We start from the raw sequence: 12,567 nt of genomic DNA, 5'->3' as shown, positions 1-12,567 counted from the left end.
GAGGCTTAAGAATCACCGTACCTTCAGGTCGGTGAGTATGTCAACTACCAAACTCTGGTAGCCACAAACCGGGCCTAGCCAATTAACTCTCCCTACATCGTCTAAGGGAATTGGGAGACAAGGGAGAGGATAACTTGGGGTACAAAGAATCAACCCATCTCCCCTCGCCCTTGTCTGCGATTCCCTCACTCTGGCTCACACTCACCCACACTCGCCCACTTCCACTCTCCCAAGTCTTGATTTGCGAGTACCCGAATCGTTTTATGATTGAACATTAAGAAATTAAGCAATCCTTAAGGTTCCACTGTCAGATTATGGCTAAAATTCAATTCTCTCGGGGTATAGACGAAGATGCTGTGCCCGAAGTGCGCCTAACCCGTTCTAAAAGCGGAGAGCAAGGCACTGCCAGGTTTACCTTTGAAAATCCCAAAGCTCTCAGCAGCACCAGTACCGAAGACATTACTGGAATGTACATGATCGACGACGAAGGCGAACTCCTCACTCGCGAGGTTAATGCTAAGTTCATCAACGGTCAGCCTGCGGGTTTGGAAGCTCTTTATATAATGAAAAGTCCCGCAGAATGGGATCGATTTATGCGTTTCATGGAACGCTACTCGGAAGCAAACGGCTTAGGATTTAGCAAGGCATAATGGGTAGTTGGTAATTGGTAATTGGCAATTGGTAATTAGCCGATCGCCCGTTGCCGGTTGCCGATTACTTAGAAGAAGACACTATGACGCAAATTCCTCACCCCGACTTATCTAAAATAACCGTAAATTGCGCTATCATTACTGTTAGCGACACGCGCTCGGCTGAAACAGACAATAGCGGCTTGTTAACTAATAACCTGCTAAAAGATGCCGGTCACTATGTGGTAGCTTACACTGTTGTTAAAGATGATGCGGCAAAAATTGTATTGCAAATGCAGGCGTTTTCCCAGCGTGAAGATGTGGATGCAATCATTGTTAACGGCGGGACGGGCATCGCTCCCCGAGATACGACTTACGAGGTCATGGAGAGTTTGCTGGACAGGATTTTACCGGGATTTGGGGAGATATTTCGGTTTTTGAGCTATCAAGAAATTGGTTCGAGGGCGATCGCCTCTCGCGCCGTTGCAGGCGTGTATAAAGGCAAGTTAGTCTTTTCTCTTCCTGGCTCTAGCAATGCCGTCAAACTAGCTGTGGAAAAGCTGATTTTACCGGAATTAGTTCACTTGGTGATGCAGTTGCGCGGTGGGTGATATCAATTCCGGTAACACCGGAATGATGGGGAGTGGTCCGTGGGGGAATGTGGAATTATTGACCTTGACTTTATAGCCTTTCTCAGTAACATGAGGTACTATCTGGCATAAGGCATAGGCCTCCGTGGGCATAGGCCTCCGTGGGCATAGGGCATACCTCACTTTCTTGACAACCGCTATATCATTCCCATCCAACCGGAAACGATATGAGGTCGGTTTCTTCAATCTCTTCAATCTAAAATCTAAAATAGACCTCTTGCAAAAGTCCTTTTCATAAATTTATTGGACGGGCAAGATGCCCATCCCACAAGAAAAAATAATTCTTGTGGGATGGGCATCTTGCCCGTCCGAGTTATTTTTGCAAGAGGTCTAATCTAAAATCTAAAATCGACGGGCTGCATTCACCGCAAGAAACGGGTGGCTTTGAGCCTAGTCTATGGCTAAAGTGAGGAAACATCAAAATTCCCTTGACTTAGACTAGATGATTTCGATGCAGAATGCGAGTGTCTATGCTAGCGAAGATTATCACCGGATTGCTCGGGCGATCGCCTTTATGCGACAACACCACCTAAACCAGCCCAATCTGGCAACTGTGGCCCAGCACATAGGACTTAGTGAATATCATTTTCAGCGACTATTTACTCAATGGGCAGGCATTAGCCCCAAGCGGTTTTTGCAATATCTGACAGTTGAATATGCCAAGTCAAAAATCACTGAGACTAAAAGCCTTCTAGACCTAACATTGGACGTGAGACTATCGAGTCCCGGACGATTACACGATTTATTTGTCACCTTGGAAGCAATGTCACCAGGGGAGTTCAAAGCAGGCGGAGCAGGTTTACAAATTCGCTATGGCATTCATGATACCCCGTTTGGTACATCTCTAATCGCGACAACTGCCCGCGGTATTTGTAATCTTTATTTCTTGGAGACAACAGACGAACAAGCCGCTGCACAAAGACTGCGATTGGCCTGGAAAAACGCTGAAATCATTCGTGATGAGCAAGCCACTCAATCATTGCGTGACCTGATTTTCAATTCAGAAACTCTCAGCGAGCAAAAACCACTAACGCTGTTGGTAAAAGGCACTAACTTTCAGATTCAAGTTTGGCGAGCACTTTTGAAATTGCCATTTGGTGCGATCGCCACCTATCAGACTATAGCTCAACTGGTAGCTCGCCCAACTGCTGCTAGAGCCGTAGGAAATGCGATCGGTAACAATCCTATCGGCTATCTAATTCCATGTCACCGAGTCATTCGAGAATCTGGAGAACTCGGTGGCTATGGCTGGGGAGTAGAGCGTAAAACAGTCATGTTAGGTTGGGAAGCTAGCCGTACAATCTGCAGATCCACCCTCCCAGGAATAGAGCGATCTAACGGTGTCAATCACCCGCCGCAGACTACCTCCGTTCCTAACAAATAACCTCTGTGCGATCGGGTGCAGGGGCGTGGTTTTGCTGCGTCAGCTAGAGAACTTTTAAGAACCTCCGACTTCAATCACTTCCCCCGGAGTAATAGTATTCAAAACGTTACGAGCATCTGGTATCAGAGGAAGTAAATCAGGAAGTCTGTTGCTGGATGCTACAAGAACAACGACTGCTACTCCAGCTTGCTGCAAGTTTTGCTGATATCGCAAATTTTGATCTGTGGTGAGCAGAATCGTGAAGCCCTCTTGACTCATAAGTCGCAGCAATTCACCGTTCTTTTTTCCTGACCATCCCATCTCAACAACTGTGCGTATCTCGTAATCAGCAAGTTCACGCTTTAAAGGTCGTGGGGCACATTCATCAAGCAGGATTCGCATAGGCTGTCAGCATTTCCTTGGCTAATTCAAGAGCTGCTATTGTCTGTTCTCGACTGACACTAGGGAAATGGTCTAGAAATACCTCTAATGAATCACCAGCTTCAAGATAATCAAGTAGGGTTCTCATTGGTACACGAGTCCCAACAAAAACAGGGGTTCCCCCCAGAATATCGGGGTCGCTATGAACAATACGGGATGTTAATGTCATAACAAATTCAGCCAACAGGCTACCAGCTTTTACAACAATTGTATCCCAAAGTCATTTGATTTTCGCGAGCAGAATGCCCAAACGATCGCTAGCATCCATTTCATCTAAACCTACAACTGCTAGCAGTTTAGGCTGGGAAGCTAGCCATACAATCTGCGATCGATCGGGATAGCATTACTATTTTTCCTACTTGCCGAAGCGATCGCTCGCAGATAAATTTCAGGGTGCAAGGTCGATCGATATAAACTAGAAATATTGTGTATCGCCAGTTTTTCAATGACGCTGCCTACCGGATCTCGTTCTCCTGCTTTGTTCCAAACGCTTTCGCTGGTAGCGGACCCGATCGCATTTTTCGATCGCTACTCGGCCAAATACGGCGATACATTTACCGCCCGCGTGTTGGGGCCCGCTTCGCCCCCCGTGGTGTTTCTGGGCCGTCCAGAAGCGATTCAAGCGGTGTTTACGACCTTAGCCGATGCCTTTGAGTTTGGCAAAGTGACCAACGTATTTCGCCCGCTGGTGGGAAATGAATCCATAATTATGAATGAAGGGTCGCGACATCTGCGACAGCGACAGCTATTAATGCCCGCGCTGCATCGGGAACAGTTGCACAGTCAAGGGCATTTGATTGTGGATTTGACGAAAAAGCAGACGATCGACTGGAAAGCCGCAGATGCGATCGCAGTCCGCGAAGAAATGTCAGAAATTTCGCTGCAAGTAATCTTGCAAGTCGTCTTTGGATTAGTGCCGGGAGAGCGCTACGAACGCCTGAAACAATTGCTCAGCAAGCTTTTAGAGGCGATTACCTCTGAACTGTACTCGATACAATTTTTCTTTGAACCGTTGCAGCAAAATTTGGGATCTTGGAGTCCGTGGGGGCAGTTTTTGCAGCAGATGGCGGAGATTGACTCGCTGATTTATGCGGAAATTGCCGAGAGACGATCGCATTCTCTGGATTCGTCTCGCACGGATATTCTGTCGGTGTTGATGATGGCCCGCGACGACACCGGCGAATCGATCGGCGATCGAGAATTGCGCGATCAGTTGATGACGCTGTTGTTATTGGGACATGAAACGACTGGATCGGCCTTGACTTGGGCGTTTTACTGGCTGCATCAGTTTCCCGAATGCCTTGGTCGGTTGCGGAAGGAATTGGATGAATTGGGCGAGAATCCCGATCCGATCGCGCTTTCGCAGTCGCCCTACTTAACAGCAGTCTGCAAGGAAGCGCTGCGGGTTTATCCAATTGCCTTAATTTCGCAGCCGCGCAAGGTGAAACGGACGATCGAACTCGAAGGCTATACATATCAACCAGGAACGATTTTAATCCCCTGTGTCTATTTGGCGCACCGTCGCCCTGAAACCTACGAAAATCCCGCTCAATTCAATCCCGATCGCTTTTTAGACCGCAAGTTTTCCGCCTCTGAATTTTTACCGTTTGGAGGCGGGAGTCGAAGCTGCATCGGGATGGCGTTATCGATGTTTGAAATGAAGCTTGTTTTAGCAACGGTTTTGTCTTCCCGTGAGTTTGTATCGAATCTCGATCGGCCAATTCGTCCGGTGCGCCGGGGAATCACCTTTGTGCCGCCCGATCGGTTTCGATTAACGGTTGTGGGCGATCGGCGTTAGATTCATTGCAGTAAAACGCCGTGTCAAGCAAGATATGTTATTCGATGAAAATCCCCGCAACTTTGTCTCCATTCATAGTCATGTGTGCCACAAATTCATCTCCACCATCTTCAAAACTCAGCTTCCACAAATAAATCGGACAATTACCTTGTTTTATCTCACCAAAATAAGTAATTGAATATCCCTTTTGCAGGCGTGAAGCGAGCTGCTCGCTAACATCGTCAAACATTTGTTGTGTAATGCTCGCTTTGTAGCCTGCATCGCCGACTGTAGTAAAAAGCTCGTAATTCTTCGATGCAGTCGCATCCAAGATAACCTGTAAACAATCGATGATGTTTTGAGAGGGGGCTGTCGGGTTCATGATGATGTCGTTCTTTTAGGGTTTTCTTAAAATGTTCTAGCTCAGACTGCTGTCTAACGCTTAATTGTACCGCAGTTGCGATCGAATCCTGTTTTGGAGAGTCATTGACCGCCAAAAGCATCCGCTTAGCTCAGCCGCTACGATCGCTTTTTCGTTCTCCCAGATCCAGCCCTGTTAGTAGATTGGAGCGATTTTTGATTTTGCAATCCTTTAAGGCTTGACATCTGTAACCTGATAGGTTACATTAGTAAAGTAATCTCAAAGCTTACAAAAACTTTTTATTTATATATAAGTGCTATGAACTGGATATTCAGCCTTGATTGAAGGATTATTTGAAATGATACAAAATTTTAAAAATAAAGCATTAGAAAAATTATTCAAGGAAGGTAATGCAAAAGGAATTCCTAAAGAATTTGAAAAAAGGACAAGAGCAAGACTTGAAGTAATAGATGCAGCAATAATTATAGATGATATTAGAATACCAGGCTATGATTTACACGAGCTTAAAGGTGATAGACAGGGAACTTGGTCAATAAAGGTATCCGGTAACTGGCGTATAACTTTTACATTTCAGGATAACAACGCATACGATATAGATCTCGAAGATTATCACTAGCCCATAAAACAAAATCTAAAAATTTAACTTAAACCGTAAGGAAAGTTGCATGAAAGACATACAAAACATGATTCAAGGGAGGAAAGTAAGACCAGTACATCCGGGCGAGGTCATTTCAGATGTGCTTGAAGATATTGAAATGACTCAAACCAGGTTTGCTGAGATACTTGGTGTATCCCGCCGTAGTGTCAACCAAATTATTTTAGGTCAAAGACCAATTACAGTAGATATGGCAATTCGGATTGGGAAAGCGTTGGGGAATGGCCCTCAACTTTGGCTTAATCTTCAGCAAAAAGTTGATATCTGGGATGCAGTGCAAAAACATAGTGAAGAGTACGAAAAAGTATCTACGGTAGCATAGCGCGATATGTTAATCTCAGTAAAAAGAGCATCGGGCGGTTGAAACCGCAACTAGACAAACGAAGTCCGCCTGCGCGGACAAGCGAGATCGAGGAAGTATTTAACCAGGATGGGGTATCCTGTAAACAGGAACGATAACTTTTGCAACACCATTGTTAGGGTGCGGATTGACAAAAACAGCAAACCTCTTCAGAAGGAAATCTCATCCCACTCTGCTTGAACTTCGTCTTGTTCATCAACTTCTGATTGTTCTGCTTCAATGGCTTCTATAAACTTAATCGCGCTTGAAACATTGTTAAATATCAGAACACTCTCATGATAATTCAAAATAGGATTGTCATGAGCCAGACTTTTGTAGTTTCTAACATCATTAAAAGACTCCAGAATTGAAATCGAAGATTTTAGAATCCTTTCGGTCATTTCTGACTCAATAAAGCAGTTCTTTCTTAGATACTTTACATATTCTCCAAAAAGGCTATGCAATGCTTTTTCTCTGTCATAACTGATTCCATGTTTATCGCATAGCTTCCTTGTATACTTCACCACATAAGTATGCAGTCTATCTAATGCTACTTCTGGCTCATTATTTTGAATACTTTCCCTTATGGATTTTGCTAATACAGAAAACTCTTTGTCATTAGGATATGGTTGAATTGCATCAATATTTTCAACAATGCTATCTTGCTTAAGTCGTTCGACTATTGTATAGCAATCCTCAAACAAGGCTTGCTCGGCTTGGCTTATTTCTATGTGATTTATCAGTTTTTTTGTTTTCCAATATTCCAACAAAGCTGAAATTAATTTTCCAACAATATAGTTAGCTTCTTTAGCCCAAAAGGCTTTTAATCGATTAGCTTTAGATCCGCTAGCGTAATCGTACTTGCCGTCAGATATGTCAATGTTTGTATTTTCAATTATGAATTGCTTGAAAGTTATGTTTGAAAAATCAAGAACATAACCACCTTCCATCTCAAACATTTTCTCAAGTTTTACTTTTTCAATGCTCGACAAGTCAGACATTTGCAGTAACCTGTTAATTTATAATCGATTGTAACCACTCAAGACAAATTAGATATGTGATCGCTTTACTGCTTCCTGATGAGCCTCGGAAACTGATACATAGCTTTACTGGAAGTTCCTCAGCCATAGGATGAAGCAGGCTAACTATTAATTGTACCGCTGTTGCGGTATAATAGACTTAAAATTTTTATTATACCGCAAACATTTTTAAAACATCAAACCGGACTTTTTATTGCCTCAGCAACAATAGTGCGGTGTCGGACTGTATTACAAGTGATTGTCGGCTGTGCAAAACCCGAATCTACCAAAGCTTGCTCGATATCCAACCCAAAATACTGATCCAAATAAGGCTCCGTACTCTTGAGCAAAGTCAAAATATAAGGAGGCATTTTGGCATAAACTTCCGACTGAGGATTCATATCCATAATTGTCAAGTGTCCGCCAACACGCAGCAAACGCCTCGCTTCCCGGAACACTTCTCTAGTAGCTTTCTGCGGCAATTCGTGACAAACCAAACACATAGAAACTAAATCAAAAGCCGCCGCAGGTAAACCAGTAGATTCAGCACCTGCGTGAACCCAAGTCGGAGATTTTTGGTTTGACAATTCAGCTTGTTTCTGCTGGGAACGGTATTGAGCAACTGCTAAAAAATAAGGCGACAAATCCACCCCAGTCATCTTCGCTTCCGGGTAAACCTCCCCAAGAGCAAAGGTACTCATTCCCACACTGCATCCCAAATCAACAATATCCTGCGGTGAAGAAGCAATTTGAGATTTGATGATTTCGTGATAGCTGGCGCGGAGTTTAGCATCGCCTTCTGCACCCGCTTCCGGCCAAATTCCCGCGTGAACTGTACGGGCGGCAACTTCTACTTCTGTAGCAGCTTCCCAGCTCATATTACCTTGTTCGTAAGCGTGAAATGAAGTTAGATAATATTTCGGGTAAACCAGATCGGGATTTTGGACGCTGAGCAATTCTGCATCCCAATTCCGGGACAAAAGTGCTTGGACTTCTTGTCGCCAATGTACTCCGATTTTTTCGGCTCTTTTCATCATCATTTCCCGCGCTTGGTGCTTGGCTAGATTAGCTAAAGGTTTGATGGAAAGGACGCCATTTACTAAACGCGAGGCTACTCCGGGAGTTTTGTTAACTGCAACAGTCATCTTTTAGGTTTTTCTATTTGGCGCTCTCTATTTTAACACGTTTGGGCGATTTTGAGTTGGTCAATATAATGAAATTTAACTTGGTGCTGGCGAGGGAAATGCAAGTGTTTTGTGAAAAAAACTTTTTTTAATGAACCGCAGAGGGCGCAGAGAACGCAGAGTTAGAAAAGAGAGAAAAGATCGGTGTAGGGCAAAAGTTGCTTGGGTGGTGTAATATTTATTTGTGCTTGCCTATTTGGTGCTGGGGAATTTACAAAGGAATCGGGAATCGGATTTTCCGAAGCTGGAGTATTTGGAAGAACACTTTAAATCTGGCTATTCAGGAGTTTGTGATGAGCAAATCTATTGTGGAATTGGTTGACAATTTGCCGTCTGGTGGGGTCACTGTGATGATGCTCAAATCTCTCGATTTTGTGGTTCCGGGGGAGTGGAATAATCTAACGGGTTTTGATAATACTATTCAAGCGCTGACAGGGGAAACAAAGCGCAAGTTAGTTGGGAAAATTCGCGATCGCGCGATCGAGCTTTACGCTAACCCAAATGAGCCATATCAAGGCGTAGTCAGGCTTTATCAGTTAGCAGACAGCGCCGACAGTGCGTTAGGTGCAACGGCTATGGCGAATAAAATCGGCGAAAATATCGGCTTTCTTTCCTTTCTCAACCGCCTCACTCCCAAAGCTGACACAACTCAAACGATCGACTTGTGCGTGAAAGTGGCGATCGAGCTAATTGCCTTCTGCAAACTTAACAATATTTCCCTTGACAATGTGGGAAGCTTTGGTAATTATTTATCCCATTACAAAGGCGAATCTCTGATGCGGATGGCTGCTTTAGTTTGTGCTGACGGTTTAATTCCCCTTGGCCCGGACTTCATTAGAGTAGCACAAAATACCATAGGCGGATTGAATCCTTCAACCTTGCAGCAAAACTCAACATTCCAAAATATCAGCAACCTAATTCCGGGCGCAAATAATTCACAAAAGTTCGGATTTGTGACAGCAACTTTCGCCTCAGCCCAAGGTTGGATGAACAATTTAGTACAGTCTCGCGGCTTAACTCCCGCTATAGTTTTAGGCCATCTCAAGCAATACGTTGATGTTACCGATGACAAATTGGATTATGTGGCGGCGTTTTTAGACATGACTACCAATTATTACGAACATACGGGAATTCAGACGGTTGCTCGCCGATTGATCGATCGAGCTTATGCTGAAATAGCCTCTGGCAGATACTAGAAAAGTCCTTCCCAGGCGAGGGAACAGAAAAAGGCAGAGCATGGTAACGAGGGAACTTGTTAAGTTCGCGTTTGCCATGCTGTTGAGTCTCTGCGACCGTGAAAAATGGCGGTCACTATCACTCGGCTTGATACAATGCGATAATGCACAGCATAGGGAAAGCGACGCACCACGGATCGCCGAACATCGCGATAGACAACTGGATATGACTCCGGCATCTGGCAAATTCGATCGAGCATTTCCTCAATACATTCTAAAAACTCGTCACCAAGTCCTAGTTGCTGACTTTCATACCAAGTGTATGCTTCATCCACTTCTTCACGAACTTCTGGACGGAATACTAACGCATAATTCATAGTTTATTTTCGTGCTTTGACTGAAGCTTTAACTTCTTCCCAAGTCAGCACATTATCAGGATTTGCTTCAGAGTCATCAATTCGGCGATCGAGTTCCTGCTTTTGAAAGTCTGTCAGGTCTGGGTGAACCTGTTCTGCCACTATACTGTCTAAGATTGCTTGTACAAGACGAATCCGATCTTGAACGCTGAGGGCGACGATCTGATTTAAAGTGCCTGTGAAATCCATAAATTTAAGTTAAGCGCCAAGGACTTAGTAGATTATTATAACTCAAAACCCAGATCGAGGCAGAGCCTCGGGATCTGCGTTCCCAGGCAGAGCCTGGGGACGAAGGAATAAACTTCGCAATGTGAGTTAAAATAAGCAGATTATGTTTAGCAAACCTCTTTTAATCGCATTGTGAAAAACAAATCGCTTCCTTCATCCGTAACAGTCAAGCTAGGCAAATTTGTCTGGACATCAATGTGGCAATTAATGATGTCAAAACTAGCGCCGCCCGATCGCACGGGAGCATACATTCGCCCCAGCAGCAGTTTCCGCAACTTTGTCAGCACTGCACCAGACAACCCTCACGGGCCCGCTGCGGGACGGTATCGCCTCTTTGTGGGTACGGGATGCCCTTGGGCGCACCGCACTCTGGTGACGAGGGCGCTCAAAGGGCTTGAAGATGCGATATCCCTATCTATTGTCTATCCCTCGGAAGGGGGAATGTGGGTGATGGAGTCGGAGACTTTTGGCTGCAACACGATGCCGGAACTTTACCAGTTGGCTTTACCGGGCTATCAGGGGCGGTGTACGGTGCCGGTGCTGTGGGATGACTCGACAAAGACGATCGTCAATAACGAGAGTTCGGAAATTATTGTGATGCTAAACTCGGAGTTTAACGAGTTTGCTGGCAATCCTCAAATGGATCTTTATCCTCTGGATTTGCGATCGCAAATTGACGAGTGGAATGAGAAGATTTACCAATCGGTGAATAACGGCGTTTATCGCTGCGGTTTCGCCCAATCTCAAGCTGCTTATGACTCGGCTTGTAGTGAATTGTTTGCTGTTTTAGACGAGATCGATCGCTCGCTCTTGAGGAGTCGTTATCTTTGTGGCGATCGCGTGACTTTAGCAGACGTGCGGCTTTTTACTACTCTATTCCGTTTTGATGCCGTTTACTACAGCTTGTTCAAATGCAATGTGCGCCGCATTCAAGATTACGAGCATTTGGGAGCCTATCTGCGCGACTTGTACCAGTTGCCGGGAGTTGCTGGCACTTGCGATTTGGAGGCTGTGAAGCGCGATTATTACGGCAATTTGTTCCCGCTGAATCCCGGCTGCATTATCCCCGCTGGACCCGATCCGGCGAGTTTGCTCAAAGCTCACGATCGCGCAGGGCTCAGAAACCGGGTTTCTTAGATGGTTGGCAGGGTTCAGAAACCGGGTTTCTTCACAAAATTTCGTTAGGATGCCAAAATTGTCGCAGAAACCCGGTTTCTTGGATGGTTGGCAGGGTTCAGAAACCGGGTTTCTTCCCTTAATCTAGGTGAGGATGCCAGAATTCTCGCAGAAACCCGGTTTCTTGGATTATGCGATTTCACTTGTTTGTTCGTTTACTTCTACTTCTTCGTCTTTGACATCAAAATTAATTCGTGCGTAAATCTCTCTCAGCGGCATTTCAAACTCTACTGATTCCAGGGTAAACACAGATTCCTCTGAATCATATTCTGTTAATACCCATTTGCCATTAGAGTTTTTAGCAAATTGTTCGATGTGATAGCTATATTGGTCTATTAAAATGTATTCTCGAAATTCAGGGATTGAGCGATAGGCGAGAAATTTACCACCTCGATCGTAGTCTTTAGTTGAATTGGATAAAACCTCGACGATTACCAGAGGATTTGTAACAATTGTTTTGTTACTTCCTTGATAGACTGGTTCTCCTTGAATGACCATGATATCGGGATAGACGTAGCGGCGAGTTTGGGGTATCCACAGGCGCACATCATTGATAAATGTCTCGTAATCTTGACCATTCACAGTCAAGGGGAATTTGCGACAAAAATTCAGTGCGAGTTTGTTGTGGTTGGTTGTTCCGCCTGTCATTGGTACTATCTCCCCATCATGGTATTCACTTTTGTCGATCGCACTTTCTTCTAAGGCCAGATATTCCTCTGGCGTGTAGTAGCGTTTCTCAGTTGGTGGTTGCTTTTCGATTGCTGGTTTTTCTTGGGTTTGCATTGTCATTCCCTTCTGCTCTCAAGTGATTTTATGATAACATGAAATATTTGGGTAACAAAAACCGGGGGAGTCAGAAACCGGGTTTCTTAGCAAAATATCGATGAGGATGCAAAAATCATCTAAAAACCCGGTTTCTTCCTAACGTGTGCAGGGCGGATTTTTCTAGGATGCTTGGGCGATCGCGCAGAAACTCAAAAACCGGGTCGATCTCGTTCCCAGGCTCTGCCTGGTAACGCATATCCAGAGGCTCTGCCTCGCCTTAACCCTCTAACAAACCCTCCATTCTCTCCTTTACTCAAACCTCACGATCGACAAAATATTCGTGTTATTTTGAAGTGAGCTTAATCAA

At 44.7% G+C, this 12,567-nt stretch carries 17 protein-coding genes; 8 read left to right on the top strand and 9 right to left on the bottom strand.

From position 1 onward, the window contains the following. Window positions 1-314 precede the first annotated feature (314 nt). From psb28 to ACUVJL_RS00170, 3 genes are all read left to right on the top strand, one after another. Window positions 315-650, top strand: a complete 336-nt coding sequence (psb28, locus tag ACUVJL_RS00180) for a photosystem II reaction center protein Psb28 (protein ID WP_445243987.1) — start codon at window positions 315-317, stop codon at window positions 648-650. A gap of 83 nt (window positions 651-733) precedes the next feature. Continuing rightward, a complete protein-coding gene (locus ACUVJL_RS00175) occupies window positions 734-1,240 on the top strand; it encodes a MogA/MoaB family molybdenum cofactor biosynthesis protein (protein ID WP_445243986.1) in 507 nt (168 codons plus the stop codon). 490 nt (window positions 1,241-1,730) lie between these two features. Next, window positions 1,731-2,663 (top strand): methylated-DNA--[protein]-cysteine S-methyltransferase, encoded by a 933-nt coding sequence (locus tag ACUVJL_RS00170; RefSeq protein ID WP_445243985.1) that lies wholly within the window; start codon window positions 1,731-1,733, stop codon window positions 2,661-2,663. Window positions 2,664-2,717: 54 nt separating this feature from the next. On the opposite strand, the gene ACUVJL_RS00165 is transcribed toward ACUVJL_RS00170, so the two are convergent. From ACUVJL_RS00165 to ACUVJL_RS00155, 3 genes are all read right to left on the bottom strand, one after another. After that, window positions 2,718-3,044, bottom strand: a complete 327-nt coding sequence (locus ACUVJL_RS00165) for a DUF5615 family PIN-like protein (protein WP_445243984.1) — start codon at window positions 3,042-3,044, stop codon at window positions 2,718-2,720. Beyond that, the gene (locus ACUVJL_RS00160) at window positions 3,028-3,252 is read right to left on the bottom strand and encodes a DUF433 domain-containing protein (RefSeq protein WP_445243983.1); all 225 of its coding nucleotides are present in this window, start codon (window positions 3,250-3,252) and stop codon (window positions 3,028-3,030) included. The genes ACUVJL_RS00165 and ACUVJL_RS00160 overlap by 17 nt, the downstream gene beginning before the upstream one ends. Before the next feature lie 127 nt (window positions 3,253-3,379). Beyond that, complete coding sequence (locus ACUVJL_RS00155; protein ID WP_332956994.1) at window positions 3,380-3,529, bottom strand: hypothetical protein; 150 nt, start codon at window positions 3,527-3,529, stop codon at window positions 3,380-3,382. On the opposite strand from ACUVJL_RS00155, the gene ACUVJL_RS00150 reads away from it, so the two are divergent. Next, window positions 3,529-4,881 (top strand): cytochrome P450, encoded by a 1,353-nt coding sequence (locus ACUVJL_RS00150; RefSeq protein ID WP_445243982.1) that lies wholly within the window; start codon window positions 3,529-3,531, stop codon window positions 4,879-4,881. The genes ACUVJL_RS00155 and ACUVJL_RS00150 overlap by 1 nt on opposite strands. Before the next feature lie 37 nt (window positions 4,882-4,918). Here ACUVJL_RS00150 and ACUVJL_RS00145 read toward each other — a convergent pair whose 3' ends face one another. Next, complete coding sequence (locus ACUVJL_RS00145) at window positions 4,919-5,242, bottom strand: hypothetical protein (RefSeq protein WP_445243981.1); 324 nt, start codon at window positions 5,240-5,242, stop codon at window positions 4,919-4,921. A 316-nt stretch (window positions 5,243-5,558) separates the two neighbouring features. Between ACUVJL_RS00145 and ACUVJL_RS00140 the strand changes: the two genes are divergently transcribed. Then, complete coding sequence (locus ACUVJL_RS00140) at window positions 5,559-5,858, top strand: type II toxin-antitoxin system RelE/ParE family toxin (protein ID WP_445243980.1); 300 nt, start codon at window positions 5,559-5,561, stop codon at window positions 5,856-5,858. Window positions 5,859-5,907: 49 nt separating this feature from the next. Continuing rightward, on the top strand, window positions 5,908-6,219 hold the full coding sequence (locus tag ACUVJL_RS00135; RefSeq protein ID WP_445243979.1) for a HigA family addiction module antitoxin: 312 nt from the start codon (window positions 5,908-5,910) through the stop codon (window positions 6,217-6,219). 188 nt (window positions 6,220-6,407) lie between these two features. Here the strand turns inward: ACUVJL_RS00135 and ACUVJL_RS00130 are convergent, their stop codons facing one another. Together ACUVJL_RS00130 and ACUVJL_RS00125 are read right to left on the bottom strand one after the other, a co-directional pair. After that, a complete protein-coding gene (locus ACUVJL_RS00130) occupies window positions 6,408-7,238 on the bottom strand; it encodes an abortive infection family protein (RefSeq protein ID WP_445243978.1) in 831 nt (276 codons plus the stop codon). Window positions 7,239-7,453: 215 nt separating this feature from the next. Continuing rightward, window positions 7,454-8,401, bottom strand: coding sequence for a class I SAM-dependent methyltransferase (locus tag ACUVJL_RS00125; protein ID WP_445243977.1), 948 nt, complete (start codon window positions 8,399-8,401; stop codon window positions 7,454-7,456). A gap of 332 nt (window positions 8,402-8,733) precedes the next feature. Between ACUVJL_RS00125 and ACUVJL_RS00120 the strand changes: the two genes are divergently transcribed. Further along, entirely contained in the window at window positions 8,734-9,636 is a 903-nt protein-coding gene (locus ACUVJL_RS00120) for a hypothetical protein (protein ID WP_445243976.1), read from the top strand. A 59-nt stretch (window positions 9,637-9,695) separates the two neighbouring features. On the opposite strand, the gene ACUVJL_RS00115 is transcribed toward ACUVJL_RS00120, so the two are convergent. Both ACUVJL_RS00115 and ACUVJL_RS00110 read right to left on the bottom strand, forming a co-directional pair. After that, window positions 9,696-9,992, bottom strand: a complete 297-nt coding sequence (locus ACUVJL_RS00115; RefSeq protein ID WP_445243975.1) for a type II toxin-antitoxin system RelE/ParE family toxin — start codon at window positions 9,990-9,992, stop codon at window positions 9,696-9,698. A 3-nt stretch (window positions 9,993-9,995) separates the two neighbouring features. Beyond that, entirely contained in the window at window positions 9,996-10,220 is a 225-nt protein-coding gene (locus ACUVJL_RS00110) for an addiction module protein (RefSeq protein ID WP_445243974.1), read from the bottom strand. A gap of 234 nt (window positions 10,221-10,454) precedes the next feature. On the opposite strand from ACUVJL_RS00110, the gene ACUVJL_RS00105 reads away from it, so the two are divergent. Next, entirely contained in the window at window positions 10,455-11,396 is a 942-nt protein-coding gene (locus ACUVJL_RS00105) for a glutathione S-transferase family protein (RefSeq protein ID WP_445244036.1), read from the top strand. A 168-nt stretch (window positions 11,397-11,564) separates the two neighbouring features. On the opposite strand, the gene ACUVJL_RS00100 is transcribed toward ACUVJL_RS00105, so the two are convergent. Then, window positions 11,565-12,218 (bottom strand): Uma2 family endonuclease, encoded by a 654-nt coding sequence (locus tag ACUVJL_RS00100; protein ID WP_445244035.1) that lies wholly within the window; start codon window positions 12,216-12,218, stop codon window positions 11,565-11,567. Window positions 12,219-12,567: the final 349 nt, after the last annotated feature.

This window comes from Microcoleus sp. OTE_8_concoct_300 (assembly GCF_031383065.1).
Taxonomy (GTDB): domain Bacteria; phylum Cyanobacteriota; class Cyanobacteriia; order Cyanobacteriales; family Microcoleaceae; genus Microcoleus.
Note: the sequence above shows the minus strand (reverse complement) of the source record. Positions and strands in the feature narration are given on the sequence as shown.

Coding starts and splice junctions, on each gene's coding strand:
- psb28 (WP_445243987.1), top strand. CDS start 315: ATGGCTAAAATTCAATTCTCTCGGGGTATAGACGAAGATGCTGTGCCC.
- ACUVJL_RS00175 (WP_445243986.1), top strand. CDS start 734: ATGACGCAAATTCCTCACCCCGACTTATCTAAAATAACCGTAAATTGC.
- ACUVJL_RS00170 (WP_445243985.1), top strand. CDS start 1,731: ATGCAGAATGCGAGTGTCTATGCTAGCGAAGATTATCACCGGATTGCT.
- ACUVJL_RS00165 (WP_445243984.1), bottom strand. CDS start 3,044: ATGCGAATCCTGCTTGATGAATGTGCCCCACGACCTTTAAAGCGTGAA.
- ACUVJL_RS00160 (WP_445243983.1), bottom strand. CDS start 3,252: ATGACATTAACATCCCGTATTGTTCATAGCGACCCCGATATTCTGGGG.
- ACUVJL_RS00150 (WP_445243982.1), top strand. CDS start 3,529: ATGACGCTGCCTACCGGATCTCGTTCTCCTGCTTTGTTCCAAACGCTT.
- ACUVJL_RS00145 (WP_445243981.1), bottom strand. CDS start 5,242: ATGAACCCGACAGCCCCCTCTCAAAACATCATCGATTGTTTACAGGTT.
- ACUVJL_RS00135 (WP_445243979.1), top strand. CDS start 5,908: ATGAAAGACATACAAAACATGATTCAAGGGAGGAAAGTAAGACCAGTA.
- ACUVJL_RS00130 (WP_445243978.1), bottom strand. CDS start 7,238: ATGTCTGACTTGTCGAGCATTGAAAAAGTAAAACTTGAGAAAATGTTT.
- ACUVJL_RS00125 (WP_445243977.1), bottom strand. CDS start 8,401: ATGACTGTTGCAGTTAACAAAACTCCCGGAGTAGCCTCGCGTTTAGTA.
- ACUVJL_RS00120 (WP_445243976.1), top strand. CDS start 8,734: ATGAGCAAATCTATTGTGGAATTGGTTGACAATTTGCCGTCTGGTGGG.
- ACUVJL_RS00115 (WP_445243975.1), bottom strand. CDS start 9,992: ATGAATTATGCGTTAGTATTCCGTCCAGAAGTTCGTGAAGAAGTGGAT.
- ACUVJL_RS00110 (WP_445243974.1), bottom strand. CDS start 10,220: ATGGATTTCACAGGCACTTTAAATCAGATCGTCGCCCTCAGCGTTCAA.
- ACUVJL_RS00105 (WP_445244036.1), top strand. CDS start 10,455: ATGTGGCAATTAATGATGTCAAAACTAGCGCCGCCCGATCGCACGGGA.
- ACUVJL_RS00100 (WP_445244035.1), bottom strand. CDS start 12,218: ATGCAAACCCAAGAAAAACCAGCAATCGAAAAGCAACCACCAACTGAG.